At 62.1% G+C, this 18,453-nt stretch carries 18 protein-coding genes; 2 read left to right on the top strand and 16 right to left on the bottom strand.

From position 1 onward, the window contains the following. Positions 1-6: 6 nt before the first annotated feature. The 11 genes from QMO80_RS23020 to araD form a co-directional block, all read right to left on the bottom strand. Positions 7-267, bottom strand: a complete 261-nt coding sequence (locus QMO80_RS23020; protein WP_283200783.1) for a hypothetical protein — start codon at positions 265-267, stop codon at positions 7-9. 95 nt (positions 268-362) lie between these two features. Then, the gene (locus QMO80_RS23015; protein ID WP_283200722.1) at positions 363-593 is read right to left on the bottom strand and encodes a hypothetical protein; all 231 of its coding nucleotides are present in this window, start codon (positions 591-593) and stop codon (positions 363-365) included. 316 nt (positions 594-909) lie between these two features. Beyond that, the gene (locus tag QMO80_RS23010; RefSeq protein WP_283200721.1) at positions 910-1,158 is read right to left on the bottom strand and encodes a hypothetical protein; all 249 of its coding nucleotides are present in this window, start codon (positions 1,156-1,158) and stop codon (positions 910-912) included. Positions 1,159-1,225: 67 nt separating this feature from the next. Then, positions 1,226-1,633, bottom strand: a complete 408-nt coding sequence (locus QMO80_RS23005; protein WP_283200720.1) for a hypothetical protein — start codon at positions 1,631-1,633, stop codon at positions 1,226-1,228. A 30-nt stretch (positions 1,634-1,663) separates the two neighbouring features. Next, complete coding sequence (locus QMO80_RS23000; protein ID WP_283200719.1) at positions 1,664-1,954, bottom strand: hypothetical protein; 291 nt, start codon at positions 1,952-1,954, stop codon at positions 1,664-1,666. 168 nt (positions 1,955-2,122) lie between these two features. After that, positions 2,123-3,184, bottom strand: a complete 1,062-nt coding sequence (locus QMO80_RS22995; RefSeq protein WP_283200718.1) for an Ldh family oxidoreductase — start codon at positions 3,182-3,184, stop codon at positions 2,123-2,125. A 69-nt stretch (positions 3,185-3,253) separates the two neighbouring features. Further along, on the bottom strand, positions 3,254-4,774 hold the full coding sequence (locus QMO80_RS22990; protein ID WP_283200717.1) for an ABC transporter substrate-binding protein: 1,521 nt from the start codon (positions 4,772-4,774) through the stop codon (positions 3,254-3,256). Between the two features lie 334 nt (positions 4,775-5,108). Next, positions 5,109-6,626: an aldehyde dehydrogenase (NADP(+)) gene (locus QMO80_RS22985; RefSeq protein WP_283200716.1), complete on the bottom strand. Its 1,518-nt coding sequence runs from the start codon at positions 6,624-6,626 to the stop codon at positions 5,109-5,111. A gap of 68 nt (positions 6,627-6,694) precedes the next feature. Beyond that, positions 6,695-7,405 (bottom strand): ribonuclease activity regulator RraA, encoded by a 711-nt coding sequence (locus tag QMO80_RS22980; RefSeq protein WP_283200715.1) that lies wholly within the window; start codon positions 7,403-7,405, stop codon positions 6,695-6,697. 21 nt (positions 7,406-7,426) lie between these two features. After that, complete coding sequence (locus tag QMO80_RS22975) at positions 7,427-8,617, bottom strand: mandelate racemase/muconate lactonizing enzyme family protein (protein ID WP_283200714.1); 1,191 nt, start codon at positions 8,615-8,617, stop codon at positions 7,427-7,429. Positions 8,618-8,626: 9 nt separating this feature from the next. Then, positions 8,627-10,363: an L-arabinonate dehydratase gene (gene araD, locus QMO80_RS22970; RefSeq protein ID WP_283200713.1), complete on the bottom strand. Its 1,737-nt coding sequence runs from the start codon at positions 10,361-10,363 to the stop codon at positions 8,627-8,629. Between the two features lie 144 nt (positions 10,364-10,507). Here araD and QMO80_RS22965 point away from each other — a divergent pair, with 144 nt between their 5' ends. Beyond that, entirely contained in the window at positions 10,508-11,227 is a 720-nt protein-coding gene (locus QMO80_RS22965; RefSeq protein ID WP_283200712.1) for a GntR family transcriptional regulator, read from the top strand. A 29-nt stretch (positions 11,228-11,256) separates the two neighbouring features. On the opposite strand, the gene QMO80_RS22960 is transcribed toward QMO80_RS22965, so the two are convergent. From QMO80_RS22960 to QMO80_RS22940, 5 genes are all read right to left on the bottom strand, one after another. Continuing rightward, positions 11,257-12,204 carry a 2-hydroxyacid dehydrogenase gene (locus tag QMO80_RS22960; protein WP_283200711.1) on the bottom strand — a complete coding sequence of 316 codons (948 nt, stop codon included), beginning with the start codon at positions 12,202-12,204 and terminating at the stop codon, positions 11,257-11,259. Further along, positions 12,201-13,835 carry an ABC transporter ATP-binding protein gene (locus tag QMO80_RS22955; RefSeq protein WP_283200710.1) on the bottom strand — a complete coding sequence of 545 codons (1,635 nt, stop codon included), beginning with the start codon at positions 13,833-13,835 and terminating at the stop codon, positions 12,201-12,203. The genes QMO80_RS22960 and QMO80_RS22955 overlap by 4 nt, the downstream gene beginning before the upstream one ends. Further along, positions 13,828-14,769, bottom strand: a complete 942-nt coding sequence (locus QMO80_RS22950) for an ABC transporter permease (RefSeq protein WP_283200709.1) — start codon at positions 14,767-14,769, stop codon at positions 13,828-13,830. Before QMO80_RS22950 ends, QMO80_RS22955 begins: the two co-directional genes overlap by 8 nt. Before the next feature lie 3 nt (positions 14,770-14,772). Then, on the bottom strand, positions 14,773-15,687 hold the full coding sequence (locus QMO80_RS22945; RefSeq protein ID WP_183854041.1) for an ABC transporter permease: 915 nt from the start codon (positions 15,685-15,687) through the stop codon (positions 14,773-14,775). Positions 15,688-15,830: 143 nt separating this feature from the next. Next, the gene (locus tag QMO80_RS22940) at positions 15,831-16,706 is read right to left on the bottom strand and encodes a DMT family transporter (RefSeq protein ID WP_283200708.1); all 876 of its coding nucleotides are present in this window, start codon (positions 16,704-16,706) and stop codon (positions 15,831-15,833) included. A gap of 499 nt (positions 16,707-17,205) precedes the next feature. Between QMO80_RS22940 and QMO80_RS22935 the strand changes: the two genes are divergently transcribed. Next, positions 17,206-18,393 carry a hypothetical protein gene (locus QMO80_RS22935; protein ID WP_283200707.1) on the top strand — a complete coding sequence of 396 codons (1,188 nt, stop codon included), beginning with the start codon at positions 17,206-17,208 and terminating at the stop codon, positions 18,391-18,393. Positions 18,394-18,453: the final 60 nt, after the last annotated feature.

The raw sequence follows: 18,453 nt of genomic DNA, 5'->3' as shown, positions 1-18,453 counted from the left end.
CGGGCTTTAGTCATAGAGCTCGCCATGACCGATCTGCTCCTGCCTGGCAGATGCGTCGCTGACGGGGTCGTCGGCCGGATCGGGATCTTTCTTGTTGGCATCGCTTAGAAACTGGGCGGCCTTAAGCAGCGCCGCGGTTATCTCTTCGGTTGCCCATCCGGCTTCATTGGCGGCTGCAATCAGCTTTTCCAATGCGTCGCGCGCGGCATCGGTCGCCTCTTTGAAGCGTTGCACAGGCGCTTCGGTTTTTGGCGGTGGAAAGGTCATCGGCATTCCCTCCATTCGGTCCGGCTATTGGAGATGAACGCAGCCCGCGGGAAATGGATGCACGATCAAGCCGATTTCGGTTACGACTTTCAGCCTCAGATGACCGTCTGAAGCAGAAACGGAGAGCGCTCCAGCGGACGCTGGGCGAGGATCCTCAGCATCGCCGGGCCTTGTATGCCGGTCGTCGTCGTAGAGCGGCCGTCGTGATAGACCACCGTCATGACGCGGCTGAGGCTATCGTACCTGATCTGTGCGATCGTGCGCGTGTGAATCGGAAAGATGAATTCGTGGGGCTGCGATTTTCGCCTGGAGCGCTTCGAGCTCATCGTGATGCTCCGGCAAAATGATGGCAGCATTGACCCGGCCGTCCCCTCAGGATACGCGTGATAGTCGACAACACATCCCTCATCGAGTGTCTCCAATGCGCTCAAAATTCGACCAAGCGACCATGCGGTCAGTTCCGGCAATCGAACCGGCGATCTCCAGGTCGGAGACTTGGCCTCAACACTACAGACGCCGATCAAGCACATATTGTTTCCATGGTCGCGTGACATCGGCGTGACACGCAATCACAGCTCGAAAAACCTGCCCGGAACGGGCTTGGCGGCATGTCAGTTCCCCCCGGGGAGCACCGACAGCCCATCAATGCAATGTTCTGTGCATCCCATGGGCGCAGGCGGCCTGCGGCCAGCCTTCGACGGTGCGCATGAGCGAGCGAATGGCTTCGTCCACGACGAAAACCGCATCCCCGAGCCGTTCGATCTCGTAATGGAGTTCGTACACCTCGACTTCATCGAGACCCTCACCGTCCAGCAGCCGCCTGCTGGCCTCGATCAGGCGCTCCGTGCGCCCGACAATATCAAGAGCGCTTCGTATGATGATGTCGAGCATGCAGTTGCCCTCGCTTGAATGACCAAGTCTCGGGCATAATCGGAATGCTGACAATCCCGAAATCTTGTCAGATGCGCGTGCGGATCGTGTCGTAGAAATCTCTCATCTCGCGCAGCGCCGATTGATGGCGGCGGCGCGGCAGAGAGGCGCGGCGTCCGGCGAAAGCGAAGGCAGCCGCGACAGCCGCAGCGACAAGGAGTGTCGAGGCCGGATAGCGCTTCACCGCCACTTCCGTCTGACGCATCGCTTTCCCGGCACCGCCCTTTACCGATCGGACGCCACCGAGTATCTGCTGCTGGAGCGTGTCGATCTGCCGTCGCAACGCGCCCAACTCCTCGCGCAAGTCCTGATCAGCCTGACGGGGAACGCCGACGGAGGCCGTGTTCGTATCGATGATGGCTTTCGGCACCGGCTCGCCGATCTTGGCTCCCTTGGTGTCCAGGGTGGCCGTCTCATTGCTCTTGCGTCGCGGCATGATCAATTCTCCTTCCCAGGCCTTTCTGTTCTAGTCATCGTCGAGCGAGAAGACCGGCCGGTAGTGGCGCTCGGCAATCAGCAGGCTTCGATCGGGCCGGATGATGTAAATCTCTTCGACCTGGCGTCCCCATTGATCTGTGAAGCTGTGCGGGAAAGATGACCCTATGGGCGATTTCGTCAACTTCGTGCGGGGCTGACCATGATAGGTGATGCTGCCGGGAATGGGGGCCAGTCCCGCCGACGCGTAATTGTATTCTCCGGTCGTGCAGCCCGTCAGAACAACGGCAAAGACCAGCCCAAATCCCATGCTCCGTTTCATCGAACCTCCAGCCGTTCCCTTGCCTACGCGTCACTCGCCCCATCACCCGACAATGTAACAGGAGACGACAGACATTGTTCCAGAATCGGCTGGAGACGTCGGAACACGTTGCCCGCAACATCACGACGGTCGCCTGCGGCGTGGCCCGTGCAAGGTCAGACTCGCCCCTCAGGGGCCGACGTCAGGGATCGGCAAGCCCAGGATTTCCGCATGTTTACAGAGCTTCTCCCAAGCCGCCTCACCGACCGGCACACCTTCTTCCAACGCCGAGCGGCGCCTTCGGGCTGCGCTGTCACCCGGCATGCGGACCGGGCCATTGTTCCAGGGCGCGGAAGGGTTGCTGCGGCATGCGGAGGCAAGAAAATCGGACTGCGCGGTAAAGGCATCCAGCCCGACGAAAAAGGCCGGGTCGATGACCTGAAGAAAGGCGCTTTGCGAAAACACACCGGGCGGCGCGTTCGCCCGTCCCTTGCCGGAAAGCCCCTGCCCCAGCAGCTCGACGATCAACCCGAGCCCAAAGCCTTTGTGCCCCTTCAACTGGCCGCCAAGCGGCATCATCGTCCCGCCGCGTTCGGTCACCTCGCGCGGATCATCGGTCGGCTCGCCCGCGGCGGTGAAAGCCCAGGCTTCGGGGAATTTCCTGCCGGCCTTCGCCAGGTTTTGCGTCATCGTCGTGGTGGTGATCGAAGCCGAGACGTCGATCAAGATCGGATCCCCGGATGTCGGGAAGCCGGCGGCCATCGGGTTCGGCGTCAGGAGCGGCCTGGTGCCGCCATAGGGCGCGACGCGGCTTGCCGCCGGATGCGATACCGACAGCTGCACGATCAGCCCCTGCTCGGTAACCTGCCGCATGAAGGCTGACAGAGCGCAGGTATGATGGCAATTTCGGATTGCCGCGGTGACGACGCCATGATCGCGCACACGTTCGCAGGCCTGCTCGATCGCCCGGGTCAGCAGCCATGCGCCGGGCAAGGATTTGCCGTCCCAGACAAAGGCTGCGCCGCGGTCGTTGACCACCCCGTAGCTGCCGGCCTTCGCCAGCGAACCGTCTTCCAATGCTTCGACATACCAGTTCAGAAGGCTGACGCCATGCGTTTCGTGGCCGATCATGTCGCCCTCCACCAGGACGGCGGCCGTCGTTTCGGCCTTGTCGGTCTCCATCCCGGCGCGGGTCAATATCTGCTCGGCGAATTGGGTGAGGGCAATGCGGTCAATCAGCGGCATAGGCATCCATCCGTCATGTCATGGAAAGCGCGGGCCATTCAGGAAAGGCGGCCCGCGCTGATGTCCGCACCCGGCTTACTTGAAGCGGATCTGCGACAGCTGCAGTTCGGAATTCGTCGCGATCGTCGGCTTGAAGTCGAGACGCGGCGAAACGCGGGTGAAGCCGACCATATGAAACATCGGAATATCGGCGATGATCTCGGTGTTCACCTTGGCGAAAAGCTCCTTCCAGAGTTTTGTGCGCTCGTCGCCGGTGGCTGAGGTCGCCTTGGCGATGAGGGCGTCGACCGCGGGATCCCGAACCATGGAGTGAGAGCCGTCGGTCGCGTATTTCACGAATGCGGTGAAGACGGGATCTCCGGTCGCATTGTCGTGCTGCGACTGGGTCAATGTCGGGCCGGAATCGGCGACGAAAGGCGCAACGAAATAGCCGTTCCACACGGAAACGTCGTACATGTCGAGCTTGACGTTCAAACCGACGTCCTGAAGCATGGCCATCATCGCTTCCATCGCTTCGGTGGCGTTGGGATATTGCCCGTTGCGGCCGATGATGCGGATCTCTTGATCGACCGGGACGCCGTCAGCTTTCGCCGCCTTGACCAGTTCCTTTGCCTTTTCAGGATCATAGGGCCAGGCGGGGATATCGGCATTGTAGCCGATCGTTGTGGGCACGACGAGCTGCGTCGCAATCTTTGCCTGTTCGGGAAACAGCGTTCCGAGCATTGCCTGACGATCGATGGCAAGATTCATCGCTTCGCGTATGCGCCGGTCGTTGAGCGGTGCTGCGCGGGTATCGATGCGCAGCGATGTCGTCTCCGAATTCGGATAGGCGAAATCGGTTTCCTTGTTGGTGGCATCCTGCACCGATACGGCCGGAACGATATCGGCTTCGCCGGCATCGACCATGGCGGCCGCAACCGCGCTGTCCGAGCGGAACAGGTAGGTGGCCTGTTCGACCTGGGGCTTCTCCCCCCAATAATCCGGATTGCGCTTCAGCACGATCGACTGGCCGATCTCCCATTTGTCAAAGGTAAATGGGCCGGTGCCGATCGGCTTGCGGGTGAATTCATCTGCAGGCGTCGCTTCGGCCGATTCCACGGCCATCACCGTCATCAGCAGCGGCAGAATCGGCTGCGCCGGTTTTGTCGTAATGCGGATCGTGTTGGCATCCGGCGTCTCGAAGCTGAATTCCGTGCCGCCGAAATATTTGCCGCCGGTTTCGCAGCTGAGCTTCTTGTTCTTGTTGCGCTCGATCGTGAACTGGACGTCCTTGGCGGTGAACGGCCTACCGTCGTGCCATTTGACGTTCGGGCGCAGCTTGAATTCCCAGGTGTCGTCGTCGATCTTCGACCATTCCGTCGCCAGGCGTGGTTTGAGGCCGCCATTGACGTAATCGAATTCGACCAGCATCTCGTTGACGTTCTCGGACATGACCCGGCCGACGTCTTGGCGCGCCGCCATGCAGGGCTCGACGACATCGACGGTCTCGGCAAGCACGACAGTGACGTTGTTCTTGGCATCGTCAGCGTGTGCCGAGCCAGCGCTCAGCCCGATCATCGCGGTTGAAATACAGGCAGCAACCAAATGCAGTTTCATTTCGTTCTCCTCCCATGCGCCGACGGCGCTCCTTACAGCGAATCTTCGTCCTATCTCAGGTGACTCGGCCCTCGCCTCCTCCTGCAAAAGCCGATCTAATGCGCAAATGCACTAATATACTAGTTGAACGGAGCGATCAAGCGCGGTGTCCGAAACACGGACACTCACTATGTCTGGAACGCTCGATTTCTAACCGGCCGAAGCTATCAGTCCGCGCGACATCCCGACCTCTTCATCGGTAAGATCGGTCAGCGGCGCAGGCTTGATCCGCCTCGAAGCCGGCGAATGATCTCGCGAAGTTTCGCCGCGGCGATCAATTTGGTGCGCCCCGGCTTCAGTTGCGCAGGTCTTGGGGCAACAGGCCGGCGGGGAAATTCTGGTAGGCGACGGGGCGCAGAAACCTGCGGATCGACATGGTCCCGACGCTGGTCGCGCCGAAATTGGTCGAGGCCGGATAGGGACCGCCATGCACCATGGAATCGACAACCTCGACGCCGGTCGGGAAGCCATTGACCAGCAATCGGCCCGCCCTCCTTTCGAGGATCGGCAGCAGGTCGCGGGCAAGACCAAGATCTGCGTCGTCCATATGGATCGTCGCCGTCAACTGTCCCCGGAAGCTTTCGGCAAGGGTGAGCATCTCTTCCGGCGAGCCGACGCGTACCACCAGACCGAGAGAACCGAACACCTCTTCGCTGAGCGAATGATCGGCGAGCCAGGCCGAGCCATTGGTCTCGAACAGGTTCGGCGCTGCGTCCCGACCGGCACTCTCGACAGAGAGAACCGGCGCGACGGCATTGCTGACCCGCATGCGCTCGACACCGTCGTGATAGGCGGCGGCGATGCCTTGGGTCAGCATCGTCTGCGGCGCCACCTTTTCGAGAGCCGACTTGGCAGCGCCGGTAAACCTGTCCGCCTCCGGCCCATCGACCACGACGGCGATACCGGGTTTGGTGCAGAACTGGCCGGCCCCGAGCGTCAGGGAGCCCGCCCAGCCTGAACCGATCGCCTCCGCCCGGGCAGCGGTCGCGGCCGGCAGCAGGAACATCGGATTGACGCTGCCGAGTTCCCCGAAAAAGGGGATCGGTTCGGGGCGCTGGGCGCAAAGGTCGAAGAGCGCACGACCGCCGGCAAGCGATCCGGTAAAGCCGACCGCCTTGATGGCGGGATGCGTCACCAGAGCCGTGCCGACATCGCGGCGCCCGCCCTGGATCAGGCTGAAGGCGCCGGCCGGCATTCCGGTGCGTTCGATCGCGGCGGCGATCGCCTCGGCAATGATCTCGCCGGTGCCGGGATGGGCTGAATGTCCCTTGACCACAACAGGGCAGCCGGCGGCAAGCGCGGCGGCCGTATCGCCGCCGGCCGTTGAGAATGCCAGCGGAAAATTCGAGGCGCCGAAGACGGCCACCGGGCCGATCGGCCGCTGCACCAGGCGGATCTCGGGCCGCGGCGCCGGCTGCCGTTCGGGTTGCGCCGCATCGACACGCGCGTCGAGATGCGCGCCCTTGCGGATATGCTCGGCAAACAGTTTGAGCTGGCCCGTGGTGCGGGCACGCTCGCCATTGAGCCGGCCTTCCGGGAGCCCGGTTTCCTGCGTTCCGATGAGGGTGACGGCCTCGCCGCGTCTGTCGATCTCCTCGGCGATCGTTTCGAGGAAAATGGCGCGCTCCTCACATGTCTTTGCTGAAAACGCCGCAAAAGCGGCTTCGGCAGCGCGGCAGGCGCGGTCGACCAGTTCCGTCGTGCCGACAGCGAAGTCATGGGCCGGGCCGTGCGCCGGCTCGGAGCGAAATGCCGTCGTTCCGGCAATCCACTCGCCGGCAATGAGATGCCTGCCTGAAGGTGTCCAGCTCATTCTTATCCTCCCCGGCGGAGCCTCGCCCCGTCCTGATGCGGTGATCCAATGTTCGAGATGCGTCGCTTTTAGCGACCGTTCACCTTTCGCCATTCGGCAAAGAGCGTCAGATTGCTTTCGTCGGTGGCCGGATAGAGGCCGATGATCGTATGCCCCTGTTTGACGCGCTCCGTGACGAAATCCTCGTAAGCGGTCATCTCCACCGCTTCGTCGGCGATCTCGTCGGCGATCTCGGCCGGGATGACGATCACGCTGTCGTCGTCGCCAACCATGATATCACCAGGGAAGACCGCCACGTCACCGCAGCCGATCGGCACGTTGATGTCGATCGCCTCGTGCAGCGTGAGGTTGGTCGGGCTGGAGGGACGATGGTGATAGGCGGGAATATCAAGGCTGCCGATGGTCATGGCATCGCGGAAGCCGCCGTCGGTGACGACGCCGGCGCCGCCGCGCATCATCAGACGGGTAATCAATATGTCGCCAGCCGAGGCCGCCCGCGGATCCTTGCGGCTGTCCATCACCAGAACATGGCCGTCGGGGCAGGTCTCGATGGCAAGCCGTTGCGGATGTTTCGGGTTCCGAAACACGTTCATCGCATTGCGGTCCTCGCGCGCCGGCATATAGCGCAGCGTGAAGGCCGGCCCCACCATATTGCGGCCCTTCGGCTGCACCGGCCGGACATCCTGGACCGTCTGGTTTCTCAGGCCGCGCTTGAACAGCGCCGAGCAGAGCGTCGCGACCGAGACACCCATCAGCTTTTCACGGGTTGCGGGGTTCATATTTCCTCTCCTCGTTCAAATTCAGCTGCCGAAGCTGCGCGTTTCCACGGTCCAGTCACGGGCTTTGCCCGTCAGGCTGCAGCCAAGCCCCGGACGGGCGGGCACGATCATCCGGCCATCCCTAATGTCGAGCTGCTCGTTGAACAGTGGCGCCAGCCAATCGAAATGCTCTACCCACGGCTCGTGCGCATAGGCGGCCGCCAGGTGCAGATGGATTTCCATGGCGAAATGCGGCGCGAGCCGCATGCGTTTCGCCTCGGCTTGCGTGCAGATGCGCAGAAAGGGCGTGATGCCGCCGACCCGCGGCGCATCCGGCTGAATGAAGTCGACCGCGTCAGCGCGGATCAGGGCCATATGTTCGTCGGCGCTTGCCAGCATCTCGCCGGTGGCGATCGGCGTGGCGAGTTCGCGCGCCAGCGCGGCATGGCCCTCGGCGTCATAGGCATCAAGCGGCTCTTCGATCCATTCGAGATTGAGCGGCTCGACCAGGCGGCCGAAGCGCAAGGCCGTCGTGCGGTCCCATTGCTGGTTGGCATCGACCATGAGCGGCACACGGCCGTCGATATGGCTGGTCACGGCATCAAGCCGGCGAAGGTCGACCATCGGGTCCGGCTGCCCGACCTTGATCTTGATGCCGCCGATACCGGCGGCGATCGAGTGATCGATGGCATCGCGGATTTCCTCGACACTCGACGACAGGAAGCCGCCTGACGTGTTGTAGCAGGCGACGCTGTCGCGATGGGCGCCAAGCAGTTTCGCCAGCGGCAGGCCGGCCCGTTTCGCCTTCAGGTCCCAGAGGCAGATGTCGATGGCGGCAATGGCCTGCGTCGCAATGCCGGAGCGGCCGACAGAAGCCCCGGCCCAGCAGAGTTTGTCCCATATCCGCGCCGTGTCGCTGGGATCTTCGCCGATCAGATTGTCGGCAATCTCGCAGGCATGCGCATAAAGAGCGGGGCCGCCTGCCCGCTTCGAGTAACTGAAGCCGAGACCGCTATGGCCGGCTTCGGAGACGATCTCGCAAAACAGAAACGCCACCTCCGTCAGCGGCTTCTGCCGGCCCGTCAAAACCTTGGCGTCGCTGATCGGCCGCGCCAAAGGCAGATAAGCGAGCGACAGAGTGACCGAGCGGATGGCGTCCAGCTTGGCCGGACCTGCCGCAAAGCCGGCCTTGGGCGGCTGTGCGGGGATCGTGCGTCGATTGGGATCAAACATCGTTGTGCCTCAGTTGATAGCCGGTTCGGGCGTCTTGCCACCGAATTCCGTCGTCAGGAAGTCGAAGTCGCAGCCTTTGTCGGCCTGCTCGATATGCTTGGAGAACATAAAGCCGTAACCGCGCTCGTAGTGCCTTGTCGGCGCCACCCAGGCGGCACGCCGCGCTGCGATCTGCTCTTCGGAAACCAGCATATTGAGGCTGCGCGCCGGAATGTCGAGCTCGACCATGTCCCCGGTTCGCAACAAAGCCAGCGGCCCGCCGATATAAGATTCCGGCGCGGCGTGCAGCACGCAGGCGCCGAAGCTCGTTCCGGACATGCGGGCATCCGAAATGCGCACCATGTCGCGCAGGCCGAGCTTCAACAACGCCTTCGGCATCGGGATCATGCCCCATTCCGGCATGCCGGGCCCGCCCTGCGGGCCGGCATTGCGCAGCACCAGCACCGTATCGGGCGTCAGCGGATAATCGGGATCGTCGATGATCTTCTTCATCTCCGCATAACTGTCGGCGACCAGCGCCGGACCGCGATGACGGTGGAACTTCGGGTCGCAGGCCGCCGGCTTGATGACCGCGCCGTCGGGACACAGGTTCCCCTTGAGGACGGCCAGCGAACCTTCGTGATAGACCGGGTTCGACAATGGCCGGATAACGTCGTCATTGTAGATTTTCACCTGGTCGAGGCCGTCCACCAAGGGTTTGCCGGTGACGGTGATGGCGGTGGGATCCAGCTTGTCGCCGAGCTGCTTCATTAGCGCCCGCAAGCCGCCCGCATAAAAGAAATCCTCCATCAGGTAGGTCGAGCCGGACGGCCGGATGTTGGCAAGAACCGGAGTCGCGCGGCCGATGCGATCGAGGTCATCGAGCTCCAGCGGCACGCCGGCGCGCCGCGCCATGGCGATCAGATGGATGATCGCATTGGTGGAGCAGCCGGTCGCCATGGCGACCGTGACGGCATTGTCGACGGAGGCCTGCGTGATGATCTTGTCCGGCGTCAGATCCTCCCACACCATATCGACGATGCGGCGGCCGCAGGCTGCCGACATGCGCTGGTGGTTGGCGTCTGCCGCCGGAATCGAGGAAGCGCCCGGCAGCGTCAAACCCATGGCCTCGGCGATCGCCGTCATCGTCGACGCCGTGCCCATGGTCATGCAATGGCCGTAGCTGCGGGCAATGCCGCCTTCGATGCCCTGCCACTCCTCCTTGGTGATCGTGCCGGCACGCCGCTCGTCCCAATATTTGAAACCGTCGGTGCCGGAGCCGAGCGTCTTGCCGGCGTAATTGCCGCGAAGCATCGGGCCGGCCGGCAGATAAACAAAGGGAATGCCCATGCTGACCGCACCCATGACAAGGCCGGGTGTCGTCTTGTCGCAGCCGCCCATCAGAACGGCGCCGTCGACAGGATGGCTGCGCAACAGCTCCTCGGTCTCCATCGCCAGCATGTTGCGGTAGAGCATCGTCGTCGGCTTGACGAAATTCTCGGAAAGCGAAAGAGCAGGCAATTCCATCGGGAACCCGCCCGACTGAAGAATGCCCCGCTTCACCCATTCCACGCGTTCGCGGAAATGCATGTGGCACGGCTGGGCGTCGGACCAGGTGTTGATGACGGCGATGATCGGCTTTCCCTGCCAATCCTCCGGCGCATAGCCCATCTGCATGGTCCGCGACCGGTGACCGAATGAACGTTGATCATCCGGCAGCATCCATCGGGCCGACCGCAATTCTTCGTAAGTTTTCCTCGCGGCCACGGCTTTCTCCCACCTTTTTGCGTGCTCCTCTGCACGCCTCCTTCCAACTGATATTTTAGTTTCCCATATATATCAACGGCAACTTTGCATTCTTGTGCATTAGAGCGTGCAAAGCTATGAATGGAGTGAAAAGGATTGCCTCACATGAATTCCCAGTTCGCCTCCACATTTGGCCTGACTGCACCCGGTTTTCCCGCCGCGGCCGGCAGCACCGTCCAGCGCGTCTATGATGATCTCAGAAAGCGCATCATCACCATCCAGCTGCCGCCGGACACCACGCTGTCGCGCACCGAGCTGACCGAGACCTATGAAGTCAGCCAGACCCCCATTCGTGACGCGTTGCAGCTCCTTAAACAGGAAGGCCTGGTGCGCATTTACCCGCAGTCCCGCACCGTGGTGACCAGGATCGACGTCCTGCAGATTTACGAGGCGCATTTCCTTCGCGTCGCGCTGGAATCGGAAGTCTGCCGCCGCCTCGCGACCGATCCGGACCCGGATCCAACCGTCATCACGCGCGCCCGCTCGATCATCAAAATGCAGTCGGCCGTCGCCGACGACGTCGATCAGATCGCCATCTTCCAGGAGCTCGACGAACTCTTTCACCAGACATTGTTCGCAGGCGCCAAGCGCAGCAGCCTGCATCAACTGGTTCGCGAGCGGTCCGGCCATCTCGAGCGCCTTCGCCGTCTGCATCTGCCCGAAAAGGGCAAGATCATGAGCATCCTCGACGGTCACCACGCCATCATCGACGCGATTGCCGCCCGCGATGAGCAGGGTGCGGTCGATGCGATCCGCGAGCATCTCAGCCGCACCGTCGCGAAAGTGGAAGAGCTCAGGAAGGAGTTCCCTGATTACTTCGTCTGAGCCTGCCGCGCCGCGGATTTCCGCCGGGGTCAATTGACCGGCGTCAGCAGCGGCCTGCCTGCGAAGAAGGCGGCAAGGTTGTCGACCGTCAATTGCGCCATCCTGTCGCGCGTTTCCTCGGTGCCGCTGGCGTGATGAGGATAGAGCACGACATTATCGAGCGCTGCAAAGCGCGGATCGGGATGGGGTTCGTTGAGGTAGACATCGATGCCGGCCGAGGCGATCCGCTTCTCCTGCAAGGCCCGGATCAAGGCCGGCTCATCGACCACGGTGCCGCGGGCAATGTTGATGAAGCTGCCCGCCGGGCCGAGCGCGTTCAGCACCTCAGCCGAAATCAACTTTTCGGTCGAGGCCCCGCCCGGCGTCGCCACGATCAGGATATCGGCCCAGTCCGCCAGTTTCACCGGCTCGTCGAAATAGGCAAAATCGTTGCCGGCTTTTTTCGTCCGCCCGCAATAGCCGACCGTCAGCCCGACAGCCTCGCATCGCCTGGCAATCGCCATACCGATGCGGCCGAGGCCGACGATCCCGGCCTTCTTGCCCGACGTCGATGTCGTCAGCGGCATCATGCCGTTGCGCCCCCAGTCGCCGGAGCGCACATAGCGGTCGCCTTCCGGCAGGCGCCGGCGGGCCGCCAGCATCAGAAGCAGCGCCGTGTCGGCAACGTCGTCGCACAGCACCTCGGATGTGTTGGTGAGCTTGATGCCGCGCCGCGTCATCGCCTCGACATCCATCTGGTCGTAGCCGGCCGAGGAACAGGCGGCGAGCTTCAGCGCCGGCAATTTCGCAAGCAGCGCCTCGTCGATCGTCACATGGCCGTTGCAGACCAGAGCCGTGCAGATCGGGCCGGCTTTGGCCAGAAGAGCATCGCGTTCCCGGCCGTCTGCAAGGTCCAGCCGGTGCAGCGTATAGATCTCCTCCAGCCCTGCCATCTGACGGGGCCGGAGCGGGTAGGCGACGATGACATCGGGCTTCATGCGGGAACGAGTCCTTCCTGTGTGAGGCGTGCGGCGCGCCGGGCGGCCTGGATCTCGGGATCGGGATCGAGGCCGGCGGCAAGCAGCGCCTGGGTGTAGGGGTGGGCGGGCGCATTGAAGATCCGGGCCACCGGCCCCTCCTCGACAATCTCGCCGGCCTTCATGACGATGACGCGGTCGGCGAAATCGCGAACCACCGGCAGGTCGTGCGCAATGAAAAGATAGGACAGACCGAATTCGCGACGCAGGCCTTCGAGCAAGACAATCACCTGCGCTTGGATCGACACGTCGAGCGCCGAAACCGCCTCGTCGCAGATGATCAGTTTCGGCTCCATCGCCAGCGCGCGGGCAATGGCGATGCGCTGGCGCTGGCCGCCGGAGAATTGATGCGGATAGCGGTCCGCCATATCCGGCTTCAGGCCGACCTTGACCAGCAATTCGGCCACCCTCTCCTTCCACCTTGCTTTCGGCAGGATCTCGGGGTGAATGATCCAGGCCTCGGAAATCAGCCTGAACACGGTCATCCGCGGGTTGAGCGACTGTGTCGGGTCCTGAAAGACCATCTGCAAATCACGACGCAGCCCGAATATTTCTCTCGGGGTCATCGCAAGCAGATCATTGCCGCGATAAAGGACCTGGCCCTCCTGCGGATCGTCGAGGCGAACGATCGCCCGGGCAAGGGTCGACTTGCCGGAACCGCTCTCGCCGACGACCGCGACGGTTTCGCCGGGCATGATGACGAGGTCGACGCCTTTCAGTGCCTGGAAGGCACCAAAACTCTTCTTCAAAGCGATGGCGCGCAGCAGCGGCTCGCCCTGCCGGTCGCGCTCCTGCGCCATCGCGCCCTTCCCCGGTGCGGCGGCAATCAGCTTCTTCGTATAGGCGTTCTGCGGATTGCGATAGACTTCGGCAGCATTGCCGGTTTCGACGACGCAGCCGGAATTCATCACCACGACCCGGTCGGCGATCTCGGCAACGACGCCGAGATCATGCGTGATCAGCAACAGGCCCATTCCGGTTTCCTGCTGCAGCTCCTGCAGAAGTTCGAGCACCTGAGCCTGCACCGTAACGTCAAGCGCGGTGGTGGGTTCATCGGCAATCAGGATGTCGGGCTTGCAGGCGATCGCCATGGCGATCATCAGGCGCTGCCGCTGTCCGCCGGAAAACTGGAACGGATATTTTCGCATCGCCGCCTGCGGATCGGTGATGCCCACCCGCTGCATGAGTTCGAGCGCCCTGGCCCGGGCCTGCTCCGCGGACTGACCATGCGTGGTCATCATTTCGGTGATTTGCCAGCCGACCGGATAGACCGGGTTGAGATGGGCCAGCGGGTCCTGAAAGATCATGGCGATCCTGGCGCCGTTGATCGAACGCCGCTCCTCGGGCGTCATTGTCAGCATGTCGCGCCCATTCAGGAGAATGGTGCCGCTGGTGATCCTGCCGGGCGGCATATCGATCAGGTTCATGACCGCCGAGGCGGAGACCGACTTGCCCGATCCGCTTTCCCCGAGGATCGCCAGCGTCTCGCCGCGGTCGAGGTGCCAGCTGACATCCTGCACAGCCTTGACGGTACCGCTGACGGTGTGGAACTCGACCGAGAGGTTGCGCACGTCCAGAAGATGTTCAGCCATTTTCCCTGCCTCTCATTTCCCTACCTCTGATTTCGAGGCGCCAGCGTTGTGTCGGATCAAGCGCGATGCGCAGCCAATTCGACAGGAGATTCAGCGACAGCGTCGTCAGGATGATGGCAAGGCCCGGCCAGAAGGACAGCCACCAGGCATTGGTGAGATAGGGCCGTCCTTGGGCGACCATGAGACCCCAGGTGATCTCAGGCGCCTGAATGCCGATCCCCAGGAACGATAGCGAGGATTCCGCCAGCATGACGAAGGCGAAATCAAGCGTCGCGATGGTCACCAGTGTGGGAAAGACCACCGGCAGGATGTGCTGGAAGACAATGCGCCGGTTCGATGCCTCCATGACCTTGGCAGCCTGCACGAACATCCGCTCGCGCACCTCGAGCACTTCGGCGCGGGCGGTGCGCAGATAGATCGGAATCCGGGTGATCGCCAGGACGAGGACGATATTGGTGACCGAGGGTTCGAGCATATAGAGCACGATCACCGCCAGAAGCAGCGACGGAAAGGACATGATGACATCGCCGAGGCGCATGATCCATTGAGCGGCGGAAGAGCGGCTGTAACCCGCCACCAGTCCGAGCGCCGTGCCGACGACAGAGGATGCAAGCACTGCCGCCGCCGCAACCAGGATGGTGTTTTGCGCCGCCACGATGACGCGGGCCAGAAGCGGCCTGCCCAGTGCATCGGCTCCAAGGACGTAAAGCCATCCGCGGGTGAGATCGAAGGGCGGCGCGTTTCGGCCCCGCAGGTTCTGCTTGGTGGCGACGCCCTCCAGCAGAAACGGGCCAAACAGCGCACAGAGAAGAACGATCAGGAGGAACAGAGCGGCGAAGAAAGCCAGCTTGTCCGCCCACAGCATGATCAGCCAGCGCCCGATCGGGCCACTCGGTTTTTTCTCGATGAGGATTTCTGTGTCGGTCATCGCCATCGCTCAATACCGGATACGCGGATCGAGCAGCGCATAAGCGATGTCGATCAACAGGTTCATGATGAAGATCGCCAATGCCGAGACCATGATGACGGCCAGCACGACGGCGAAATCGCGAAGCAGGATGGAATCGATCATCAACTTGCCGATTCCCGGAAAACCGAACACCGTCTCGACGACGACGGCACCGTTCAAGATGGCGGCCGCCTGATCGCCGATGACGGTGATCACCGGCAGCATGGCGTTGCGCAACCCGTGAACGAAGATGATCGAGTTCGAACGGACGCCCTTGGCGCGCGCCGTCTTGACGTAGGCGGAAGACAGAACGCTGATCATCGAGCCGCGCACTACCTGCAGGATCAGGCCAAAGGGCCGGATGAACAGCACGCTGACCGGCAGGACCCAGTGCCAGAAGGTTCCTGTTCCCGAGGTCGGCAGGACATGCAGTTTGACGGCGAAAATGACGATGGCCACGATGGCGAGCCAGAAATCCGGGGCCGCAGCACCGATCAGCGAGAAGAAGGTGGCAAGACGATCGAAGACGCCGCCGACACGAAACGCCGCCAGCGAACCGATGACGATCGCAGCTACCGTGACCAGCGTCATGGTGATGACAGCCAGCCAGAAGGTCCAGACGAAGGCCTCCAGCACGACATCCATGGCAGGGCGGGCCTGCCGCAGGGACTGACCGAAGTTGCCCTGTGCGAGATCTGCGACATAACGGCCGAACTGGATGATCAGCGGGTCGTTGAACCCGTTCATCTCACGGAATTGCTGGCGCATTTCCGTCGTTGCGTCGATCGGCAGATAGAGGTCGGTCGGGTCGCCTGTCAGCCGGGACAGGAAGAAAACGATGACGATAAGCACCACGAGCGATACGCCGCTGGCGATCGCGCGTTTGCCGATGAAACTCTTCATGCCACTCCTCCCGAGTGAAACCTATTCGGATCGCCAGCCTGATCTTCGCTTATGCCGCCCGCCCGTCATGCCCCTCCGGCGACAGGCGTCAACTGAAATATTAGTGTATCTAAAATTTTTGTGAACCCCTTTTCTTAAAATGATCAGCCCTTGTCGACCGGCGGCCTTCGTCGCCACGCCATACCGCCGGTGCCGATGATGGTCGCGCCAATGATGACCGCTGCGCCGATCCAGGTCTGAGCGGCCGGAATTTCGGAGAAGAACAAGAAGGCCATCAGCGCCACGACCGGCAGCCGGAGAAAATCGAGCGGCGCCAGAACGCTTGCGGCCGCCATGCCGAAGGCGCGCGTGATCAGCGTCATGTTGAGGGCGCCCAGTGCCCCTTGTAGCGCGAGCAGCCCGAGTTGGCTCCAGCTCGGCATCGACCAGACCGGCAGCATGACGATCAGGCCAAGCGGCACCGTCGTGATCAGGTTCCATGCAACCAGCCGGTCCGCGCTGTCCCTCAACGCCATCCGCCGCAGCATCAACTGGCTGGCCGCGGTCAAAACCGCTCCTGCCAGCGCAAAAAGCAGCCATTGATCGAAACCGGTCGCGCCGGGGCGAATGATGATCATGACGCCGATAAAGCCAGCGACGATGCCGGCGACGCTGGAGACGCCGACACGTTCCTTCAGCACAAGCCATGCACCGAGAACGAGAAACATCGGCATGGTGAAATTGATCGCCGTGGCATCGGCCAACGGCGCATGCGCAAAGGCGATGAACAAAGCAACCAGTGAGGCAAGCTTCAGACCCGCACGCACGGCATGCAGAACCCGGTAGGGAGAGGCTTTCAAACCAACCCGGGCCACGATCCACGGCGAGACGGCAAGAAGTCCGAAGAACGACCGGAAAAAGCCGATCATCAATGGGTGCACGTCGCCGGCCAGCAAGCGCACGATGATCGCGTCGAGACTGTTCAAAAAGGCGGCGGCCACCATCATGCAGACGGCGAGGCCTGTGCGACCGGGCTGCATCACGTTCTCCTGATTGAACGAATGCCGGCCATGCCATCTCGGCCATTCGATACGGCGAGCGCGCGGACCGGAATCTGCCGTGACGGTCTTAGCCCGATCCGTCAGCCAACGTCCACACTAAAATACAAATATATTAGTTAGGGAAAGAACAGAGCTGACCCGGACTATTTCCACATAGGATGTGATGCACAAAATTCCACCGAATGATTTCCCACCTGCCTCCGGAATTTGAGGGTTGCAAGAATCGAGGGAATACACTCTACGTCTGACAATGAGCCGCAAAACTACCTGTGCTAGAGAAAATGCCGCTGTCCATCCCCGACGGCAGATCGGCTATATCTCCTCAGTGCAATGGTTCCGGCGGAGCCTGATCTCCTCACCCCCGAATTAGCCGCCCAGATGAAACCGCGACACATCGGCCGGCTCTCAGGCCTGAGAGCCGGAGGGCCAGGTCCGGGAATTTCGCAACCCCGTCTACTTACTCCATAAGGATATTTCCATGAAGCCTATGCGCAATCTCCGCCTGATGATGGCAAGCACCGCCTTCCTGGCGCTCGCCGGCCCCTCCTTCGCGCTCGACGGCGCCGACATGATGAAAAAGCTCAATGCCGCCACCAGTGCCGGCGGCACGGTCATCACCTTCGAAAAGGCTGAGGTCGATGGCGATACGGTCACGGCGACCGGCGTCCAGGTGGGATCTGCGAGCCTGCCCGGCGATACTTTGAAGATCGGCGAGCTTACCTTCGAGGGCGTCGAGGAAACCGAAGGCGGCGGCTACCACGCCAAAACAGTCTCTTTCCCGGATATCGACATGAGCCACGAGGAAGGACGATTTTCCGCCAAGGACATCGAGATCGCCGGCCTGACGATTCCCGCCAATGCCACGGGCGATACGCTGAACGATATCCTCCTCTATGAAACCGTCAGCACCGGGCCGATGGCGGTCAATATCAAGGGCAAGGACGTGTTTGCCATCGGGGGCATCGAGTCCAATCTCGAACGCCAGGATGGCGGCTTTACCTACGACGCCAATGTCGCCGGCCTGAAAGCCGACCTGTCGCAGGTCGAGGATGCGAGCGCGAAGGAAGCCATCGAGAAACTCGGCCTGACGACGCTCGACGGCACGGTGACGATGAAGGGCAGCTGGGAAGTCGAAAGCGGCAAGATTGCCGTCGACGAATACGCGTTCGACTTCAAGAATATCGGCCGGCTGAATATCGCCGTCGATTTCTCCGGTTACACGCTCGCCTTCGTCAAGTCGCTGCAGGAAGCGGTGAAGACCGCGGAGGCCAATCCGAACAAGGAAGAGGCCAACCAGGCCGTCGGCCTTGCGATGCTGGGTCTGATGCAGCAGCTGACGTTCAACAGCGCCTCGATCCGCTTCGACGATGCCTCGATCACCAAGAAGGCGCTCGACTATGCCGGCGCGCAGCAGGGCGTCACCGGCGATGAGCTGACGCAATCGCTGAAAGGTCTTGTGCCGATGATGATGGCGCAGCTCAACCTGCCGGAACTGCAGAACCAGGTATCGGCCGCCGTCAATACCTATCTCGACGGGCCGAAAAGCCTGACGATCAGCGCTGCACCGGAAAAGCCGGTTCCGTTCCCGATGATCATCGGCGCGGCCATGGGTGCGCCGAACACCATTCCTTCGGTCCTCGGCGTCAAGGTCACGGCGAACGACTAAGCTCGCCGCCCAGCAGCCGGAGGCGGGTTCCGACCTGCCTCCGGTTCCATTCCGGGAAAG

It is taken from the genome of Rhizobium sp. BT03 (genome assembly GCF_030053155.1).
Taxonomy (GTDB): domain Bacteria; phylum Pseudomonadota; class Alphaproteobacteria; order Rhizobiales; family Rhizobiaceae; genus Rhizobium.
Note: the sequence above shows the minus strand (reverse complement) of the source record. Positions and strands in the feature narration are given on the sequence as shown.

What these genes read in the sequence shown, in the direction of transcription:
- QMO80_RS23020 (WP_283200783.1), bottom strand. Translation starts at nt 267, where the DNA reads ATGACCTTTCCACCGCCAAAAACCGAAGCGCCTGTGCAACGCTTCAAA.
- QMO80_RS22975 (WP_283200714.1), bottom strand. Translation starts at nt 8,617, where the DNA reads ATGTTTGATCCCAATCGACGCACGATCCCCGCACAGCCGCCCAAGGCC.
- QMO80_RS22960 (WP_283200711.1), bottom strand. Translation starts at nt 12,204, where the DNA reads ATGAAGCCCGATGTCATCGTCGCCTACCCGCTCCGGCCCCGTCAGATG.
- QMO80_RS23005 (WP_283200720.1), bottom strand. Translation starts at nt 1,633, where the DNA reads ATGCCGCGACGCAAGAGCAATGAGACGGCCACCCTGGACACCAAGGGA.
- QMO80_RS22940 (WP_283200708.1), bottom strand. Translation starts at nt 16,706, where the DNA reads ATGCAGCCCGGTCGCACAGGCCTCGCCGTCTGCATGATGGTGGCCGCC.
- QMO80_RS23000 (WP_283200719.1), bottom strand. Translation starts at nt 1,954, where the DNA reads ATGAAACGGAGCATGGGATTTGGGCTGGTCTTTGCCGTTGTTCTGACG.
- QMO80_RS22955 (WP_283200710.1), bottom strand. Translation starts at nt 13,835, where the DNA reads ATGGCTGAACATCTTCTGGACGTGCGCAACCTCTCGGTCGAGTTCCAC.
- QMO80_RS22965 (WP_283200712.1), top strand. Translation starts at nt 10,508, where the DNA reads ATGAATTCCCAGTTCGCCTCCACATTTGGCCTGACTGCACCCGGTTTT.
- QMO80_RS23015 (WP_283200722.1), bottom strand. Translation starts at nt 593, where the DNA reads ATGAGCTCGAAGCGCTCCAGGCGAAAATCGCAGCCCCACGAATTCATC.
- QMO80_RS22985 (WP_283200716.1), bottom strand. Translation starts at nt 6,626, where the DNA reads ATGAGCTGGACACCTTCAGGCAGGCATCTCATTGCCGGCGAGTGGATT.
- QMO80_RS22945 (WP_183854041.1), bottom strand. Translation starts at nt 15,687, where the DNA reads ATGAAGAGTTTCATCGGCAAACGCGCGATCGCCAGCGGCGTATCGCTC.
- QMO80_RS22980 (WP_283200715.1), bottom strand. Translation starts at nt 7,405, where the DNA reads ATGAACCCCGCAACCCGTGAAAAGCTGATGGGTGTCTCGGTCGCGACG.
- QMO80_RS22990 (WP_283200717.1), bottom strand. Translation starts at nt 4,774, where the DNA reads ATGAAACTGCATTTGGTTGCTGCCTGTATTTCAACCGCGATGATCGGG.
- QMO80_RS22935 (WP_283200707.1), top strand. Translation starts at nt 17,206, where the DNA reads ATGAAGCCTATGCGCAATCTCCGCCTGATGATGGCAAGCACCGCCTTC.
- QMO80_RS22950 (WP_283200709.1), bottom strand. Translation starts at nt 14,769, where the DNA reads ATGGCGATGACCGACACAGAAATCCTCATCGAGAAAAAACCGAGTGGC.
- QMO80_RS22995 (WP_283200718.1), bottom strand. Translation starts at nt 3,184, where the DNA reads ATGCCTATGCCGCTGATTGACCGCATTGCCCTCACCCAATTCGCCGAG.
- QMO80_RS23010 (WP_283200721.1), bottom strand. Translation starts at nt 1,158, where the DNA reads ATGCTCGACATCATCATACGAAGCGCTCTTGATATTGTCGGGCGCACG.